The following is a 17,594-nucleotide window of genomic DNA, read 5'->3' as shown; positions in this document are numbered from 1 at the left end:
ATAACGAGTGAAAGTCAAAAAAAATTATCAATACATCGGTCTGCTCTATATCAGTCCCTGGATTATCGGTTTCGCGTTATTGGAATTGTATCCTTTTCTCTCTTCCTTCTACTATTCGTTTACATCCTTCGACTTGATTAATCCGCCGAAATTTATCGGCTTGAAAAACTATATTGATATATTTACTAAGGATGACATGTTTTATCAGTCCTTAAAAGTTACCTTGATTTACGCAATTATTGCTGTGCCAGCCAAGCTCGCTTTTGCCTTGTTCGTGGCTGTCATACTAACAGCCAAGCTGAAAAGCGTAAATGTATTCCGTACGATTTATTACCTACCGTCGATTCTCGGCGGAAGCGTCGCCGTAGCTGTATTATGGAGATTTTTATTCATGAAAGAAGGCATCGTCAACAAATTAACCTCTACCGTTCATATTCCGGCAGTCGATTGGCTGGGAGACCCGAGCCTAGCGCTATACACGATTTCAGGACTGAATGTCTGGCAGTTTGGTTCCTCGATGGTACTATTCCTTGCCGGCTTGAAGCAGGTTCCTCAAGAGCTGTACGAGGTTGGCCGAGTAGAAGGGGCTTCTAAGGTGCGGATGTTTTTCTCCGTTACCCTGCCTTTAATTACGCCTATTGTCTTGTTTAATCTGGTCATGCAAATCGTAAACGCCTTTCAGGAATTCACCGGAGCATTTGTCATCTTGCCTGACGGCGGACCGCTGAAATCGACTTACCTGTTTGGTATGAAGTTGTACGATGAAGGCTTTAAATTTTTGAAAATGGGCTATGCGTCCTCTCTGTCCTGGGTGCTGTTCGCGATCATTCTTGTGTTTACCGCACTGGTGTTCAGATCTTCATCTTATTGGGCACATTACGAAGATGGCGGTGATAAACGATGAAATCGGAAAAACCAAGAAATGCGCTTACGTTCGTGCTGTTGTGTGTGTTCGGACTTATCATGATTTACCCTCTATTATGGCTGTTCGGCGCATCGTTTAAATCGAATGAGGAGATTTTCGGCTCGCTTAGCCTGCTGCCCAGTCATTTCAATTGGGACGGGTATATTAAGGGCTGGAAGGGCTCCGGTCAATACTCATTTGGCCTTTTCATTTTCAATACGTTCAAAATGGTAATACCAACTGTATTTTTTACTATTGTTTCTTGCACCGTTGTCGCTTATGGATTCGCCCGTTTTAACTTCCCATTAAAAAAAGTGCTGTTCGCTTTAATGATTTCCACCTTGATGCTGCCTAATGCAGTCGTTATAATTCCCAAGTACATTATGTTTAAAAATTTCGATTGGCTTAATAGCTACATGCCGTTTATTATGCCTGCCGTGCTGGCAACACACGCTTTTTTCATCTTTATGATCATGCAGTTTTTCCGTGGCTTACCTCGGGAGCTGGATGAATCAGCCAAAATGGACGGCTGTAATTCGTTTATGATTCTGGTGCGGATCCTGCTTCCGTTATCCAAGCCGGCGCTCATCTCGGCAGGGATTTTTCAGTTTATCTGGACCTGGAACGACTTCTTTAATTCATTGATTTATATCACCAGCGTGAAAAAGTTTACCGTTGCCCTCGGACTCCGCATGGCGCTTGATAACTCCACCAGCGTCGCCTGGAACCAGGTTCTGGCCATGTCCGTAATCGCCATTGTCCCATGTGTGCTAGTCTTCTTCTTTGCACAAAAATATTTTGTGGAAGGGATCGCGACTACCGGGATTAAGGGGTAATACTTTCCTCTATCGCTGAAAACACACAAAAAAGGAGCAATATCGGAATTACTTCCAATATGCCCCGGTTTTTATTATGGTTATGCCTATTTTTGAGCCCAACGTTCTTTGCTGCGTTACGATGCTGATGTTGCATCAGGGCTGTTCGGTCACAATTCGAAGCGGATATGATACTGGGACGATTATCTGATATCCATAACATTTGTGGATATTATACTGTATACACCGTCAACCCTCATTTATAAAATTTAGTGTTGAAATTCTTGACGACGGTTGTAATCGTTATTTTAAGTAAAGGAGTAAACTGTTTTGACTGTTATAATTGGTATTTGTAGAATTAACAAATGTCCACCAATTCCCGGTTTACCCTCCTAACCAAGCATAATCTATGGTTCAGGAGGGAACCCGCAATGAAACAAAAAATTTCAAACTTGTCGTTACCGTTGTTAATTGTGTTGATTGGTTTTCCACAAATAAGCGAAACGATTTATTCACCTATTTTGCCTGATTTAGTTAATAATCTTAAAGCAAGTGAAAATACGATTCAGTTAACTGTCGGTATTTATTTCTTAGGCTTTGCCGCAGGTGTATTCCGTGTCCGTTAGTTGAACAGTTAGTTGAAGGAAAGTATTAATTTATATCTCCTATGTAGAGTCCATGAGGTATTTCACCATTTGAAATTCCAATTATGTAGTTAATTAATCCATTTGGGAAAAACCTATATTCATTAAGACTTGTAATTGGAATCCACTCAATTCCAATGTAGTCCTCATCTGGAGCTATTCCATTTCCTATGTTATGCTCATCGATTATTTCACAAATAAAAACGTGGTCTATTACTTCTATTAGGCAACCTATTTCCTCTAGAAATTCTCTTCGAAGGGCTTCAACTAAATTTTCACCATGTTCTTGACCGCCACCTGGTAAAGTATAATCTGCTTCGAATTTATCGTCATGTTTCTTGATGGTTAACAACCTATTATTTTTAATTACGATTCCCTTAACACCACATCGAACTTTCAATACGTCTCCTCCTGACAAAAGGAATTATATATAGTTACTATTCGAGGGGAGTTTTGTGATTCCTGTACGATTGCAAATGTAGTAATCTGCCAGTTAATTGAGCAAAGGGCTGCCAAGCGGCAACCCTTTCTGTTATTAAACTATATTGTCCCATAATTCTGGCCGGCTGTCGCGGTGTTCGTATTCAACTAACGTTCTTACGTTAACTGAATAGGGTATTAATAAACTACCTACCCATCTCCTTTTGCAGACTTAAACAATTCTTTATTAGGATTATCACTTTATCCTAGGTGTAATTGAACTATCGTTATCCGTTACTTCAATGAGTTTCCCCTGAAAATCGTACGGAATTACATCCTCGATGATTATTTATTTAACAAACGATCTGAATTCAAATCTGATCCAACACTGGGAATCGTATCCTTTTGAATATTAAGGATCTTCTCACTAATATCCCATAACTTCTTTGCTGACACCGGATCTATGGCCCAAGGGCGAACGCCATGTTGAAGCTGGCTGTCTGTCGGCACGACCTCCGCGATATCGCAGTCTTCACAATAGACACCGCCCCTGCCATTCAGCATTGGACTTACCGCACACCAAACCGAGGTAGCGGCACCTTGCTCGACAGTTTTGAAGCCACCGGATGAAGTATAGGTACCGTCTACATTACGAGTGACGCCATATGCGGCCAAATCTTCGTTGCTCAAATGCCGAACCAAACCTGACAAGATCGCTCCGGGGTGAACTGCGAATGCGCGAACCCCGGATTCTTGTCCGCGTCGATCGAGCTCCACAGCGAACAAAGAACATGCAGTCTTCGACTCCCCATAGGATATGTTTTTATCATATGGCCTTTTGTTAAAATGCAGATCATCAAAATCGATCGGCCCTATCATGTGACCAATGGACGAAAGAGCGACGACCCGTGCTTTACCAGGACGCTTCAAAGCTTCCCACAAGCGTAACGTCAGTTGAAAATGTCCGAGATAATTCGTAGCGAAATGGGTATCGAACCCGCGTGCTTCTTTTAGTTCAGGGGGAAAACTTACGCCAGCGTTTAAAACCAACAGGTCCAGCCCTCGATTAGAGTTCATAAATACTTTTGCAAATGCTTCAACCGAGTTCGGATCCATTAGGTCGAGTCTGACAACCTCAACGTTAGGAAGAGAAGCAAGAATTTCTCGTCCACGATCCACGCTTCGGGCACCGACAATAACGGTTGCCCCGGCACCTGCTAACACGCGCGTTGTTTCAAGTCCAATACCCCCATGCCCACCTGTCACGATAGCTGTCTTTCCACGAAGGTCTTGATCAGCTATAATTTCCTGCGCTGTTGTTTCGGGTCCATATCCGGAATGCAACGGTTTCTGCTCAGTTATCATAAGCTAAAGCTCCTTTAAGTGTTTTCAATTAATTAGGATATGTAGTAACAAGCATGAATACTAAAAATCAATGACGTTGATATTAAGTTGTCCTCCAAATGAAAGTTTATTCTCTTCCGGAATTGCATTTTCGCTGCCGGAGACAGTCCAAATACCGAGGGACCGCCCATCATAAAAATATAAAAAATAGGTTAACCAGTATATACTGGTTAACCTATTGACACGAAAAGACGCGAATACGCAGACTTTCGCGCTTTTTATTTTTGTGTGATGCTGCAGTCTGTTACTTTATGGGCTTCATAAGTTGCTTCGAGAGCTCGTATGCGCTACGCTCTACCCAATTGTGGGCGAGCTTGCCATCACGAACCTCCCATACCGCGATGCCGGTAAGCTGAATCGAGCGGTCATCAGGCAAGGAACCAAGTACGCCTTGGTTATTTCCCGTGACTACCCATCGCGATACAACACGCTTGCCGTCGGCGCCGCTGAACATATCGAGGCTCTCTAACTTGATGTCGCGGATCTTCGAAGTGAACGTTCGTGCCCACTCCTTAAAGGCAGCGCGACCGACAATGTCACCATCCGGATTCGAGAGAATAAAGTCATCCGTACAGAGATGGTCGATGACATCGAGATTTTGCGGAAGGTTATAAACATTGGTCCAAAACTCCGTGAGAAGCTCTTCGCCGTGGTTAACGGATAAATTCATCTGTCATCATCACCTCTTGCCTATTTAACGGGACAGCCAGAATTAGTCCTCGACTGTCCCGTTTTGGTTATTTTATGAAGTCCAATTGCCAATCTCTAAGATTAATGGGATTACGGCAGCAATGGAGGCCCAATAATTAAAGTATCATTTTGCTCGGCCAGCCGCCCAATTTCTTCGATTGAATGTCGACCGATTTCAGGGAAGAAATCGTCGATTCCGCCAGGCGCAAAGGTGAATAGAATACGTCCCCTATCCAGCCCGATATTTGCCCACGCATGCGGTACGCCACGGGGAACCACAACACTCGTTCCCGGAGTGGCTTCAAATTCCTCTTCTCCCACTTGGAATAGGAAAGTTCCTTCTAGAATCTCGAATACCTCTTCCCTTTCCTTATGAATATGCTTCGGTGGACCAATCAAAGCTGGTACACGCGCTTCAATGACGGTAATCGCTCCCCCAACTTGACTGCTATGAATACGAATAGCCATTTGTTCGCCTGGCATCGTATCGAACCATTCGAGATCCTTGGCGAAAGTAACCGCTGCTTTGGTTACAGCCTTATTAATCTGTTCCATTTTTATTTCTCCTCGCTCTCGTTTCTATCCGCTGCATAAACGCTTTTATATTGCGAACTTTTGACCTATCAGTTGTTCACTAAGGCTCCAAAGCCGATCCGCCGCTTCGGAATCAACCGCATACGGCATCACGCCGGAATCCGTTAAAGTCGATTCGTTGTCCAAATAAAAGTCCGACTCAGCATCATGCCCCAGAGGAGCGATATCACAGTTCTCACAGTAGACGCCGCCCATATTGTTAAGCTGCGGGCTTGTCGCGCACCATATGCTGGTAGCTGCCCCTTGTCCTACCGTCTTGAGATTTTTCGCGGGGTCTAGAACCGGCTGTCCCTGCTCGTCAATGACGCCGGCTGCTCGCAGCTCCTCCTCCGAAAGATGCTTTTCGAGTCCGGTGCCGACGATGCTGCCCGGATGAAGGGAGAAAGCCCGCACGCCGTCGGCTTGACCGCGTTTGTCCAGCGCGACCGCGAAGAGAACGTTAGCCGTCTTGGACTGGCCATAGGCTGCCCAACGATCATAATCGCGTCGGTCGAAGTTGGGATCATCAAACACGACAGGCGAGAAGTGATGCCCCCAAGATGATACTGACACCACCCGCGCGCCGTTCGCCTTGCGCAGCGCTGGCCATAGCCGTGCAACAAGCTGGAAATGGCCCAGATGGTTGGTCGCGAATTGCGATTCATATCCTCTCGAATCTCGTGACAGCGGAGACGCCATTATGCCTGCACTGTTTACCAGAATATGCAATGGTTGCCCGGTGGCAAGAAACTTGTCTGCAAAAGCATTAATCGAAGCAGGGTCCATCAAGTCCATCACTTCAATATCAACGCCATCGATGTTTGCAAGGGCGTTCACAGCTCTATTGTAGTCTCGCGTTGGAACGATAACCTTGGCGCCAGCAGAACGTAGTACTCGCACGGTCTCAAGACCAAGTCCGGAATAGCCTCCGGTAACGATGGCAGTTTTGCCGGAAAGATTAATCCCATTAATCACGTCTTCAGCTGTTGCAGAAGCTCCAAACCCGGAGCCGATTGGTGTTTGCTTTGTTGTCATAATAAAGTTCTCCTTTGAAGGTTAGTATAATAAATGGTTTATCGTGCGTTTACTGTCCGTATCGAAACGATCACCGCAAAGTCCAGCGAATTCAATTCGCTTTATTTATGCTTGAACATCATAATAAGTCTCCTCATTTTATATTTAGACAAAAAATGTTTTATGTCTATACGCACATATTATACGACTAGACAAAGTTTGTAAAGTGTATAATAATTACAACATGGACGATAAAAAAAAGCTTCATATACTAACCGTTGCATTGGACGTGTTTTTCAAGTATGGCTATAAGCGAGTGTCAATGAATGAAATAGCAGAAGCCGCCGGCATATCGCGTGCGGGTCTTTATTTGTACTTTAAGAACAAGGAGGAAGTTTTTAACGCGACGATTCTTCATTATGGCGACCTTCTTATTGAAGAAATAAAAGAAGGACTCTCTTCCAAGAAAACGCCTGAGGACAAAATTTTATATGCGTTCGAGGTGTGGTCTATAAACAATTTCGATCAATCGTTGGACTCACCGGAAGTAAAAGAAATGACCGACAGCTCATATACATTTGCTCAAGAAGCAATGCATGTCAGCTACAATAAGCTTGAGGTTATTCTGATCTCAATCTTGGAATCTCAGTCGATATCGGCCAGCAGCTTAAATAGCCTATCTCCAGAGAAATTGGCTCATCTTTTAACAAGTGCAACTCGCGGGTTTAAAATTGTCGCCAAAAACTCTTCGGAGCTTCGCGAAATGATTGAAGACTTGGTTCGAATTATTCTTGACCATTACAATTAGTAGAGGATATATCATTCATCTTCAGCCATCAGGAAAGCTGACTTTGGGTCCTCCCTGTCAAGCAGACAAATTAAAAAGCTAGGCCGCCAACGTGCACTGGTAATCAATCGGTGCTCGTTTTTTAATTTGGCTTGAAAGCAGTGGGTGTTATCTAGGCAGGTTGCTTCATCGCATTGATGGCGATATAGCTCTATAAATACGGCTACATTGAAGGGACGGGTCCTTCGTCGTGTTCGCCTGCACAGGGAATTGGAACGGTCGGAAGTCGAACGAACTGTATCGATAAGGTGACTTTCTGTTATACTAAAAATATTGAAAAACACAATGTTGTAATTGCAAATTCATCAAAAAAATTGATACTTGCAAGGAGGATTCTCTTGGACATCCAGTATTTTATTACTTTTCGTGAAGTATCACGCTGTCAGAGCTTAACGCGAGCTGCTGAACGTCTTGGATATGCGCAATCAACAGTCAGTATACAAATTCAAACCCTAGAGAAACATTACAATCAAAAGTTATTTGATCGAACCAGTAAAAAATTTAAACTAACGGAATCCGGCTTGCAGTTGCTTCAATTCGCGGATTCGATCGTCAATGCATACTTCAACGCGGAGGACCATTTCACCAAGGAACCAAAAACAAATCTTGCAATAGGAGCAATCGAAGCCTTAGCTACTTATTTTTTGCCCCCTTATGAAGCATATAAAAGAAAATTTATGGATCGAAGCATCTCATTTTTTCCTAGTTGCGAACTTGACTTGATTCGGAAGATCAAACAGAATGAACTCGACATGGGTCTCATCCTCAGTCCTCATCTTTCTGATCCAGAGATGAGAACGATACAAATCCGTGAGGAAAAGCTTGTCATCGTTTGCCCGCCAGATCATCCTTTGAGCGGGGAGAAAAATATTAATATGTCGGAATTGCAGAACAGTTCCTTCATACTGACCGAGAAAGATTGTGGATACCGTGCAGCATTGGAAAGATTACTGGAAGACCACGATATCTCTTATCAAATTGTTTCGGAAATGGGCAGCATTGAATGCGTTAAACAGTGTGTCATGTATGGCATGGGGCTTGCTTTTATCCCATTGATTGTAGTTCAAGAACAGATCGCCAAGAATCAACTATCTTTCTTTACTCTGCAGGATAATCTTCTTCCATCTTTTTACACCCAAATTATTCTGCACAAAAACAAACGGGTATCGTCATCCCTTCAAGAATTCATAGATATGTTATCTCACCGTGTAAATCAAGCCGTGAGCGCTTAAAACATAAATAAAGGCGATCGCTTTTTTCTAAGGGATTTAATTACGATCGCCTTCATCTATTTTTGTGTTATTCTGTTTGACTGACTAAAGAACGGTTATTGACTGTCGGTCTCACCATAAGAATGAAGAGTACCGAAGCGAAGGAGAGAGCACCTAGCCACATCGCACCGGTTACATTGGTAGTATCGACTGCTAGTCCTCCTATTAAAGCTCCCAGGCTGACAGACAACTGATAAACACCTACATAGACCGGAGTTATGGCTTCTACAGCATCCCGAGCAGATGAAATAACTAATAGCTGCAGGCCCAAAGGAGCCATTCCCCATGCGATCGCCCAAATAATGAAAGCAATAATTGAAATAACACTGTTATGACCAAACAGCGAAATGCTCAGTAATGAAATAAGGGACAAAACTACTGTTAATACTATCAATACCTTGAGGCTGCGACTGGCTATGAAACCAGCGGCAAAATTACTTATGAAGGAAGCAACCCCGTAGACTAACAGTATCGCACTGAGTAAATTCGGTCCCAATCCAGTCACTTGCTGGAAAAAGGGTGTTATATACGTGTAACCTGCAAATTGACCACCCACAAAGAGAATCGCAATAACAAGGACCGCTCTTACTTTCTTCATTTTTAACAACTCCAAGTAATCCTTTCCCCTAACCTTGTTCCATCGGAATTCTCGGAAGCAATATGAACTGTATGATAAAAACAGCGATAGCAAGTATGCACCCTACCATGAATGCGATTCTCAAATCAAAATGTGCGGCAATAAAAGACGCTAATGGAACACTTAAAACCGTACCAATTCCAAATCCTCCGAGGACAATCGATATTGCTTTTGCCACCGTCTCTTGTGGAACTAACTTTGCTTGAGCAGGTAAAGACACAGCCCAGAAACCTCCAACACTTATTCCAAGGATGATTCGCGCAATGACTAGCACAAAGAAATGGGTTGTAATCATCGACAGTACGCCAGATACAATAAGCAGTAACGACAGTCCGAGGAACACCGTCCTCCGATCCAGACGTCCGATAGTTATCATGGCAAACGGCCCCGCAATGGCCGCAAGTATAGAAGTGGACGTTACTGTAATTCCGGCAGTCCCCTCCGATATATCAAAGCTTCTGCTAATTTCAAAAAGTAGACCAACTGGCAGAAACTCGGTAAGAGAAATTGAAAAAGCACCTAATGCAATTGCAATAATAGCAAACCATGGATTCCTATTCGTAATACTCAATGTCAACATCTCCCTGCTAAATATTTGTGCATGTATGATATTCGAAACCTTGATCTATGTTATAAATTAAGGATCCCCTCCAGTGCGATCTATGTGAGATTGCAGATGTGATTTATAATATAGCACAACCTTTTCATTGTAATTACCGATACTTTTTGATGATAGTGTTTATGAATTTTGATGAACACGCTTGCATAAATAACTTGGTGATGTCCTCTTGGTATCTGTGCGCTTTTACCTCGGTGAAAGCCTCCGGAGGTACATGGAGCAGCGTGCAACAGAGCAGTAAAAAAAGGAGCGAAAACTCGCCCCTTCTGTTCCCCGGTTAAAAAAATTGAAATCCTTCGTTACCACTAAGAGAACCGGCTCAAATTGATCTTCATCTCTTCGAAACTAGCTTCAAAAAGTCATCAATATCAATAAATTTAATGAGTTAATTATACCATATATTGTAACTAATCTGCCCAATAGCTTAATGACAAAAAGAGCAGTTGCCGCGGCAATCTGCTCCCTGGTTTTGTTTGAACAAACGTATCCCGTTAGTTGAGCGAAGTGAGCCTACTACCGGTCAGTGCGCTTAGTCACCGTTGATTAATTAATGCCTTGTTCTTGGTCGTGGAAAAATTTTATGGATTAACTGAGGTATTCTTAATCCAAAAATAAAAGGTAATTGTAAAAATGATTATAGCGAGTATAAGCAACAACACACCGATTAAAATTGGTAAGTATGTAAAAGCTTTTATTGCCTCATCGGATGTACTCCAACTGGTAGCTCCTTTTGGTCTTGAATTATTGAATGCACTTTCCTTGCCGTGTAATAAACCGTTAAATATTAATATCAGTCCAATAATCGAAAATGATATGAAAGAAAAGAAAGACCAAAGCATCTTTTTCTTTTGATTTAAATTATTTGGCAACTCAACCCTCCCCCAAGATTTTTTGGCGCATTTCCCCTCCATAATACCACTATATGTAATTTATTCCCAGATAAGATTAAACTTCACTTTACTGCCCGTTAACGTAATAAAGCTGCCGATCGTGTCGGTAGCTTCGTCATTCAACTATAGTTCTGCGTAACGCACTACCATTGAATTGATCTCATCAGCCAGTTCAAGAATTTCCTTCCATTGAGATGATTGCCTCACCGCATTAATATTCCATTCATCACCTTGCTGTAATGCCAGAAATTTACCTCTTAAAGTTGAACTTTTAAACATCATTTCATAACTAATTAGCCCATCATAGACTAATTTTTTTAAGTTGTCGGTGTGTAAAAATGTTATAGCACCAATATCGAACTCTTCAAAGATGTTATATCCAATTACCAAATCGTCAGAGTCTAATAGATAAGTTCCACATCGCTTAATCGTATCAACATACAGTTCATAAAGTTCTTCTATTGATATTTTCTTCATCAAATCCCCCCCTTACTTAAAGGATGTTTTTCCATTAACTCCCCTCCTACTGGAATTCGTTTGGAATGAGAATATTCGGGTATAATGACACTCTTTAGTTAGTAATTACTACCATTATTATACTTCACTTTTTGAGACAATCACCACGCTAACCTGCCCAATAGTTGAATACCGGCGGATTTTAAAGAAGTATCCGCCACGTAGACATACTAAAAGAATCGACGATAAAGTTCTCTCCGGCGCTCTCCGCGGAGCTGAGCATAGATTTGAGTAGTGGAGGCTTTTTCATGCCCCAACATTCCCTGGATAAAATCCAAAGGCGCTCCGTTATCAAGTAGTTGGCATGCATAGGTATGACGAAATCGGTGAGGATACACATTTGCCTCAATTTCTCCGCGATTCGCAAGCCTTTTTAATGTCCACCTGAGCGTTGGTATGGCCATACGCTTAACTGGGTTTGTATCAGTAACAAATAAGGCTTTACATGAGTCCTTACGATTAGATACATACTTCTTCAGCCATACTTTGCATTCCGTAGTGAAATAAACTTCTCTCTGCTTTGATCCCTTCCCGTTTACAATTGCAGAGCAGTTCTCCCAGTTCAAATCCTCAATGTTTATCTTCTCGACCTCTCCAATACGGCAGCCTGTACTGTACAGAAATTCAAGAAGGGCTCTTTCCCTTAAAGATTGACATGAGATTTTTAAATGAATTACATCTTCCTCCATCAAAAACTTAGGAATTCGCTTATCCATTTTAGGCTCACGTAGCTTGAGCGAAGGGTTGGAAGGTAAGTAAGTTTCTTCATATGCAAAGCGAAATAGAGAACGAACAAACCGAATACGGTGTCCAAGGCTACTTGGTTTTAGTCGATCGGACTGCTTGACCAGGTATTCCTTTAGAAGATTCAAATTAACCTCGGATATATCTATATCTCCTAGATTCTTAACCAGCATCTGAAGTTGCAAGGCATATGCTTTCAACGTATTTGGACTAAATCCTTGGATTCGCTTGTCCGCTTCATAATGATGCCAAAGTTCGCTTAAATTCATAAAAAAACCTCCTATTAGAGCAACTAATTCTAGTTTGCTTCTAATAGAAGGTTTTAAACTGATGATTAACTAACGTTCCTCGTTAGCGTAATAAACAACAATTAAACGTCCAATCTTAAAGCTTTAAGAATTTCCAAAACATTCGTTTCAAATTTAGCAGGGTTCTTGCCTTTACTTCATTTAAGTCAAGACGCTTCAAAAAATGATTAGGAAGTGTCTTATTTAGTGTTACCATTTTCCGATACTCCGGATTTAACTTTCATGGGAGCTGAATGCCCAAAAGTATATATATTTGGGTCTTGGTTACGTGAACTTAACTTTTCATCATGGTTTTTAAATCAACAAGGCTTCGATTCGTAACCTTCTGTAGGAGCTTATAAAGACCCGTCATGTAGACATAATAAAAAGGACAGTATCAAGCTCAACCGATTCTCGGTATTCTGCTTACATAATAATTCAACACTTTTGAATAATTCTCCAATTAACTTGGCAACCTAAGAACAAAGTTATCGCAGGGCGGTCAACGTAAATGGAAAACATATATGAAGCTCTAAAAAGAACTTCCAAGTCGGACGATTTTATGCAATCTGTCATGACAATCCGGCAAAAGCTGCTGCATCTCTCCTATTACAATTCTACTGTTAATCATGAAATGATCCATCGGGATCTGCTTGCCGCTATTCAACATTCAAACACAGACATCGGTGACTTGAACGATTTGAAGAATGCTATCCCCCTTGATGGGATCTATATGTCATCAAACCTGGATGAAATTACACTCCGTCTCCTCCAAGGTTTCATCTTTATCCAAATGGATCAAGATCTGCATGAGGGCTTACTAATCAATGTTGCCGATTTGGAAAGAGGCTATCGGGAAAATAATTTAGCTGAGAACGAATACAGTGTCATCGGTCCGAAAGTAGCTTTCGTCGAAGACCTCGATACAAACCTGAATTTGCTGAGAAAAGAAATTATATCGGTAAACCTAGTCTTTGAAGAGCAAATTAAAGGAACCATGTCCAAGACAAGAGTCGTTATCGCCTATATCGATGGGGTTGTTAATCCTCAGCATCTCAATACGGTCAGGCAGCGACTTGGAGATTTGGACTTCGATGTCATTTATGACACATCTACCATCGATCAGATTATATCCGACAATACTAATACGCCATTTCCTTTATTTATGTCCACTGAGCGGGTGGATCGAATGAAAGTCAACTTGACGAGAGGACATATAGCTGTGATAAGCAATGGTTCCCCCTACGTCATATCAGGCCCTACTACCTTTTTTGATTTTTTCAATTCGCCTGAGGACTTTTATTTGCCATGGATTTTGGGGACTTTTTTTAGATTCATTCGTTTTATAGCGATTGTCTTTTCTATTTTTGCCTCGTCTGTCTACGTTTCGGTCATGACCTATCACTACACCATCGTTCCAAGAGCGCTGTTAGGTCCGATTATCGAGTCGAGAATGAACGTACCCTTCCCGCCATTTCTGGAAGTACTCTTCATGGAAATTACGGTTGAGCTGTTACGTGAAGCTGGAGCTAGGCTGCCAACAAAAGTCGGTCAGACGTTAGGGATCGTAGGCGGCGTCGTTCTCGGCCAAGCCGCCGTTCAAGCTGGATTGACGAGTAATACCTTGATTATTATTGTTTCGCTTTCCGCGCTGGCGTCCTTCGTCACTCCGATTTTCAAGATGGCCAACACCATTCGCTTTCTCCGGTTTCCGATGATCTTGTTGGCAGCGGGTTGGGGCGGCTTGGGCATGATAATTGGCGTCATGTTTTTATTGGGCCATCTGCTGCGCTTAAAGTCTCTAGGGACCCCTTACCTTGTTCCGTTATTTCCATTTCGATACAAAGGTTTGAGAGAATTCATACGAACTCCTTTCAGTATGAATTCGGAACGACCAGGTTTCTTACGTTCACTCAAGGATAAAAGTTATACTGTACAAAAGCATAAAGACATCAGTGACGATTATAGTAACGAATAACATCACTGCAAAGGAACTGGCATGAATGAAAAAGTATGTAAGCCTTCTTCTCGTTTGCTTCCTCATACCCGGATGCGCCAAACAAGAAATCATAGATCGGATTAAAATTGTCCAGAGCATCGGTCTTGACGTCCAAGGAGATACCTATAAGTCAAGTATCTCCTACGCTTCCTATGACAAAAAGAAACGCCTGGACCCCATTACTGCAGAAGCATTAACATTACCCGGAGTCTGGCTTCCGCAAAATACGAAATCTGATGACCAAGTCGTACTCGGTCAAGTACGGACGATTGTTATTAGTGAAAAGCTAGCGAGAAAAAGCATTAGCGATCTGGCCGTGAATCTTCTTCGTGACCCAACCATCAGTAATAACGCTGCAATTGTTATAAGCAAACCAGAGATAAGTACAGTGATATCCAAAACTTTCAGAGATCCACCATTCTATCTAGCGGGCTTAATCAAACAGAACATGGAAAAAGGGAACACACCTTTGACGAATGCACATTATGTTCTCGATCAATTTTATGGAGAAGGTCAAGATGTGTACGTGCCCGTGCTGAATCTAGACGAGAATGGTCTCATTTTCATGGATGGCCTTGGTGTATTTAAAGATGACAAATTACGTCTTTTCCTAACCCAAAAAGAATCCCTCCTGCTGAAACTTCTCAAAGATAAACCGAAGTCTATGTCCGGTTCATACGAATTTAAGTGGAGAAATGATGAAGCTGTATATTTCAGGGTTTTACATGGAAGAAGAAAAATATTATTTGAGCAGAATGACCAAGTTACCATTTCTTTGAAGCTCTATTTACAAATTAAAGGACTCCCAAAAAACAAAAACTATGAAAACAAAAGCAATTTACTTGAACTTGAACAAGACATTAAACAACATTTGACAAACGAATTTGAAGTGATGCTAAAGAAATTCCAAATGAATGATGTCGATCCGATTGGTTTTGGCGAAATTTTCAGAAGCAATCATCGAGATTGGAACGAACAGGAATTTAAAAAGGATACATATTCTAAGCTTTATTTTGAGGTAAATCCAGAGATTGTAATTTTATATTCAGGAGTTGGCGTTAGTGCACAATAACGTGAAAGAGAACCACCTCATTTCAGGGTTTTTCGTGTTTTTCTTGATCTTTGCTACACAGTCCGGAATTGGAGGTTTGGCTTCTCCGAATTTCATATTTACATACTCAGGTCAAGACGCCTGGATTTCTGTCCTCATCATGGGTTTAAGCCTCCACATCATAATCTGGATGATCTATAAGATGCTGGGGAATCCCGTTAAAGACGTCATTGACTTACACAAGATGATTTTCGGGCGTTTTTTAGGGAGCTGTCTTTCGTTGCTTATGATCAGCTATTACTTCCTGTCCGCCTTATATGTGTTTCGAACTTACATTGACATCGTCCAGGAATGGGTATTTCCGAATATTAGAACTTGGGAATTGGCGCTGTTATTCATTTGTTTGATTTCTTATCTGGTTTGCGGGGGATTCAGGGTGTTAACCGGGCTAGCTTTGTTCGCAACGATCACTGGCCTCCTATTGTTTCTTCTCGTCTATTTCCCGATAAATTTAGGAAATCTTAGTCATTTAATGCCGGTATGGAACCATTCTATCCCGGAACTTCTGCAAGCTTCCAAAGCTTCTTACGGGATTTTTATCGGATTTGAAGCTTTGCTTGTGTACTTCCCCTTTATAAGGTTCAATGATAAACAAACGAAATGGGCCCATCTTGGCATGTTGATGAATACGGTTCAATTTGTGGCCATCACCATTTCCAGCCTGCTGTATTATAGTCCAGGCCTATTGCAAAGAACGCTCTATCCCCTCTTAGGCATCACCAAAATTATTGATTTTGATTTCATAGAAAGGATTGAGTTTATTTTTATCTTTTGTTGGCTCATCATGTTCATTCCGTCCCTTTGCATTTCAATTTGGTGCTGTACAAGAATATTGAAGAGAGTCACACATATCAAACCTCGAACATCATTAGTTTTCATACTTGCGGTCTTCTTCCTTGTTGTTGTTCAAATCAACGAAAAATATAAAGTAGGTGCGCTGGGGAACCTTACCTTACAGGCGGGATTTTATTTTGTATACGCCTACATCCCATTGCTGTTTATACTCTACTTGATCCGTGGCAAAAGAAAAGCGAAGTTGAATGCGGCTTAATTCAGCTTCACTTTATGTCTCCTGTTTAGGGATTATTTTCACTCAAATGCATTAAATCAGCTCCTACATAAATATTTACAAAACTCTCATTAACGACATCCACGCCAAATGAAGCTGCGGTCGGATAAGTGGTACCCTGCTTCTCTGTCATCTAGAAACCCAAAGCTCCCAGGAGCAAAGCACCCGAACACATGGATCCAATCAATTGCCGATCCGTGTAAGTTGAAATCGACTTAGATAAGCCGGGTCCTTGAGCAAGGAGTAAAATCATCAAAGCAAATGATAGCTATTTTCATTTGTAAACATCTTCTCACATTTTTATTGAGATCGTTATCAATCCCTAGTATGATACATCGTCATAAGATTACAATTCCTAATTTTTATACTTCGATTGTCATCATAGCAAATCAAAAAATCACAACTGCATAAATAGGAAAATGTTAAAGTAATCTGCCTGTTAGCTTAATGAACTCTTGTCTGTCTTCATTACATTTTTTCAGTCTAACACGCTCTAATATTGCTCATACAATACTCAATAAAGTGGTTTTCTTGTCGCTAGCACAGTATAAAGGGATTTTCACGTTCAAAACAAAACGACATGAAAATACGGACAAATGAAAAAGAACCTTGATTTATCAAGGTTCTAAATCGGGATTATTATGTCGTTGTACTAATAAGGAGGTCAGTCTCGATACAGAATCACATGATTTGTATACAATTCATCATTATAGAGAAATTCATATCCATGTGAAGAGCTGAGTAGTGTGGGTTTGATTTCATCAATAATGGCGGTTTGTGTTGTATCCAAGTGTGTTAAGTCCAGGCTAATTGCCTTTGCATTTATGTTCTCAGCCGTCAGGTCGCTTCCTGTCCTCTTGCTTCATCTCTTGAACCGAGCAATATTGTGAATCCTAGTTTGCCCAATTGCCTAGCAGTTTCAAGACTAATACCTTTGTTCGCACCGTGATCAAAACTATTTTTGATGTGATCATGATTACGCCTCCCAAAAGTGATATTTAATTGACTAACTATCTTGGAGTACACTCCAAGTCAAGAGCAACATTTAAGATTAGAATGTCTTGTTATTGGACTATTGGGGGCGTAGATCAATTAAACAGCAGCAGTCTAGGACTTTATTTTCTATCCATGGCTGCTGTT

At 41.5% G+C, this 17,594-nt stretch carries 18 protein-coding genes and 2 pseudogenes; 8 read left to right on the top strand and 12 right to left on the bottom strand.

Annotated elements, in window-relative coordinates; genetic code table 11:
- Window positions 1-7 precede the first annotated feature (7 nt).
- From ACKTT9_RS08295 to ACKTT9_RS08285, 3 genes and pseudogenes are all read left to right on the top strand, one after another.
- A complete protein-coding gene (locus ACKTT9_RS08295; RefSeq protein ID WP_407871178.1) occupies window positions 8-904 on the top strand; it encodes a carbohydrate ABC transporter permease in 897 nt (298 codons plus the stop codon).
- Window positions 901-1,740 carry a carbohydrate ABC transporter permease gene (locus tag ACKTT9_RS08290; protein WP_407871177.1) on the top strand — a complete coding sequence of 280 codons (840 nt, stop codon included), beginning with the start codon at window positions 901-903 and terminating at the stop codon, window positions 1,738-1,740. The genes ACKTT9_RS08295 and ACKTT9_RS08290 overlap by 4 nt, the downstream gene beginning before the upstream one ends.
- A 410-nt stretch (window positions 1,741-2,150) precedes the next feature.
- A pseudogene (locus ACKTT9_RS08285) lies at window positions 2,151-2,333 on the top strand (Bcr/CflA family drug resistance efflux transporter); the annotation flags it as partial.
- 37 nt (window positions 2,334-2,370) lie between these two features.
- Here the strand turns inward: ACKTT9_RS08285 and ACKTT9_RS08280 are convergent.
- The 5 genes from ACKTT9_RS08280 to ACKTT9_RS08260 all read right to left on the bottom strand — a co-directional run bounded on the left by ACKTT9_RS08280 (window position 2,371) and on the right by ACKTT9_RS08260 (window position 6,485).
- On the bottom strand, window positions 2,371-2,763 hold the full coding sequence (locus ACKTT9_RS08280) for an NUDIX domain-containing protein (protein WP_407871176.1): 393 nt from the start codon (window positions 2,761-2,763) through the stop codon (window positions 2,371-2,373).
- Window positions 2,764-3,128: 365 nt separating this feature from the next.
- A complete protein-coding gene (locus tag ACKTT9_RS08275) occupies window positions 3,129-4,148 on the bottom strand; it encodes an SDR family NAD(P)-dependent oxidoreductase (protein ID WP_407871175.1) in 1,020 nt (339 codons plus the stop codon).
- A gap of 283 nt (window positions 4,149-4,431) precedes the next feature.
- A complete protein-coding gene (locus ACKTT9_RS08270) occupies window positions 4,432-4,857 on the bottom strand; it encodes an ester cyclase (protein WP_407871174.1) in 426 nt (141 codons plus the stop codon).
- Between the two features lie 110 nt (window positions 4,858-4,967).
- Entirely contained in the window at window positions 4,968-5,432 is a 465-nt protein-coding gene (locus ACKTT9_RS08265) for a cupin domain-containing protein (RefSeq protein WP_222432698.1), read from the bottom strand.
- Between the two features lie 45 nt (window positions 5,433-5,477).
- Entirely contained in the window at window positions 5,478-6,485 is a 1,008-nt protein-coding gene (locus ACKTT9_RS08260) for an oxidoreductase (protein ID WP_407871173.1), read from the bottom strand.
- A gap of 223 nt (window positions 6,486-6,708) precedes the next feature.
- On the opposite strand from ACKTT9_RS08260, the gene ACKTT9_RS08255 reads away from it, so the two are divergent.
- Window positions 6,709-7,272 carry a TetR/AcrR family transcriptional regulator gene (locus ACKTT9_RS08255; RefSeq protein ID WP_145669738.1) on the top strand — a complete coding sequence of 188 codons (564 nt, stop codon included), beginning with the start codon at window positions 6,709-6,711 and terminating at the stop codon, window positions 7,270-7,272.
- A 377-nt stretch (window positions 7,273-7,649) separates the two neighbouring features.
- Window positions 7,650-8,543: a LysR family transcriptional regulator gene (locus ACKTT9_RS08250; protein WP_407871172.1), complete on the top strand. Its 894-nt coding sequence runs from the start codon at window positions 7,650-7,652 to the stop codon at window positions 8,541-8,543.
- A gap of 67 nt (window positions 8,544-8,610) precedes the next feature.
- Here the strand turns inward: ACKTT9_RS08250 and ACKTT9_RS08245 are convergent, their stop codons facing one another.
- From ACKTT9_RS08245 to ACKTT9_RS08225, 5 genes are all read right to left on the bottom strand, one after another.
- Window positions 8,611-9,180: an MFS transporter gene (locus ACKTT9_RS08245; protein WP_407871171.1), complete on the bottom strand. Its 570-nt coding sequence runs from the start codon at window positions 9,178-9,180 to the stop codon at window positions 8,611-8,613.
- 28 nt (window positions 9,181-9,208) lie between these two features.
- Window positions 9,209-9,790: an MFS transporter gene (locus tag ACKTT9_RS08240; RefSeq protein ID WP_407871170.1), complete on the bottom strand. Its 582-nt coding sequence runs from the start codon at window positions 9,788-9,790 to the stop codon at window positions 9,209-9,211.
- 626 nt (window positions 9,791-10,416) lie between these two features.
- A complete protein-coding gene (locus tag ACKTT9_RS08235) occupies window positions 10,417-10,707 on the bottom strand; it encodes a hypothetical protein (RefSeq protein WP_407871169.1) in 291 nt (96 codons plus the stop codon).
- 144 nt (window positions 10,708-10,851) lie between these two features.
- Window positions 10,852-11,205 carry a hypothetical protein gene (locus ACKTT9_RS08230; protein WP_407871168.1) on the bottom strand — a complete coding sequence of 118 codons (354 nt, stop codon included), beginning with the start codon at window positions 11,203-11,205 and terminating at the stop codon, window positions 10,852-10,854.
- Window positions 11,206-11,414: 209 nt separating this feature from the next.
- Window positions 11,415-12,257 carry a tyrosine-type recombinase/integrase gene (locus ACKTT9_RS08225; protein WP_407871167.1) on the bottom strand — a complete coding sequence of 281 codons (843 nt, stop codon included), beginning with the start codon at window positions 12,255-12,257 and terminating at the stop codon, window positions 11,415-11,417.
- Between the two features lie 529 nt (window positions 12,258-12,786).
- On the opposite strand from ACKTT9_RS08225, the gene ACKTT9_RS08220 reads away from it, so the two are divergent.
- The 3 genes from ACKTT9_RS08220 to ACKTT9_RS08210 are packed head-to-tail and all read left to right on the top strand — an operon-like array spanning window position 12,787 to window position 16,436.
- Entirely contained in the window at window positions 12,787-14,253 is a 1,467-nt protein-coding gene (locus ACKTT9_RS08220) for a spore germination protein (RefSeq protein WP_407871166.1), read from the top strand.
- A 25-nt stretch (window positions 14,254-14,278) separates the two neighbouring features.
- On the top strand, window positions 14,279-15,346 hold the full coding sequence (locus ACKTT9_RS08215; RefSeq protein WP_407871165.1) for a Ger(x)C family spore germination protein: 1,068 nt from the start codon (window positions 14,279-14,281) through the stop codon (window positions 15,344-15,346).
- Window positions 15,336-16,436 carry a GerAB/ArcD/ProY family transporter gene (locus tag ACKTT9_RS08210; protein WP_407871164.1) on the top strand — a complete coding sequence of 367 codons (1,101 nt, stop codon included), beginning with the start codon at window positions 15,336-15,338 and terminating at the stop codon, window positions 16,434-16,436. The genes ACKTT9_RS08215 and ACKTT9_RS08210 overlap by 11 nt, the downstream gene beginning before the upstream one ends.
- A 25-nt stretch (window positions 16,437-16,461) precedes the next feature.
- On the opposite strand, the gene ACKTT9_RS08205 is transcribed toward ACKTT9_RS08210, so the two are convergent.
- Both ACKTT9_RS08205 and ACKTT9_RS08200 read right to left on the bottom strand, forming a co-directional pair.
- Window positions 16,462-16,587, bottom strand: coding sequence for a hypothetical protein (locus tag ACKTT9_RS08205; protein WP_407871163.1), 126 nt, complete (start codon window positions 16,585-16,587; stop codon window positions 16,462-16,464).
- Between the two features lie 531 nt (window positions 16,588-17,118).
- Window positions 17,119-17,226: pseudogene (locus ACKTT9_RS08200) on the bottom strand (MBL fold metallo-hydrolase); the annotation flags it as partial.
- Window positions 17,227-17,594: the final 368 nt, after the last annotated feature.

Source organism: Paenibacillus sp. P36 (assembly GCF_045866505.1).
GTDB classification, from domain to species: domain Bacteria; phylum Bacillota; class Bacilli; order Paenibacillales; family NBRC-103111; genus Paenibacillus_E; species Paenibacillus_E chondroitinus.
The sequence above is the reverse complement of the archived record's forward strand: the minus strand, read 5'-3'. Positions and strand labels throughout refer to the sequence as shown.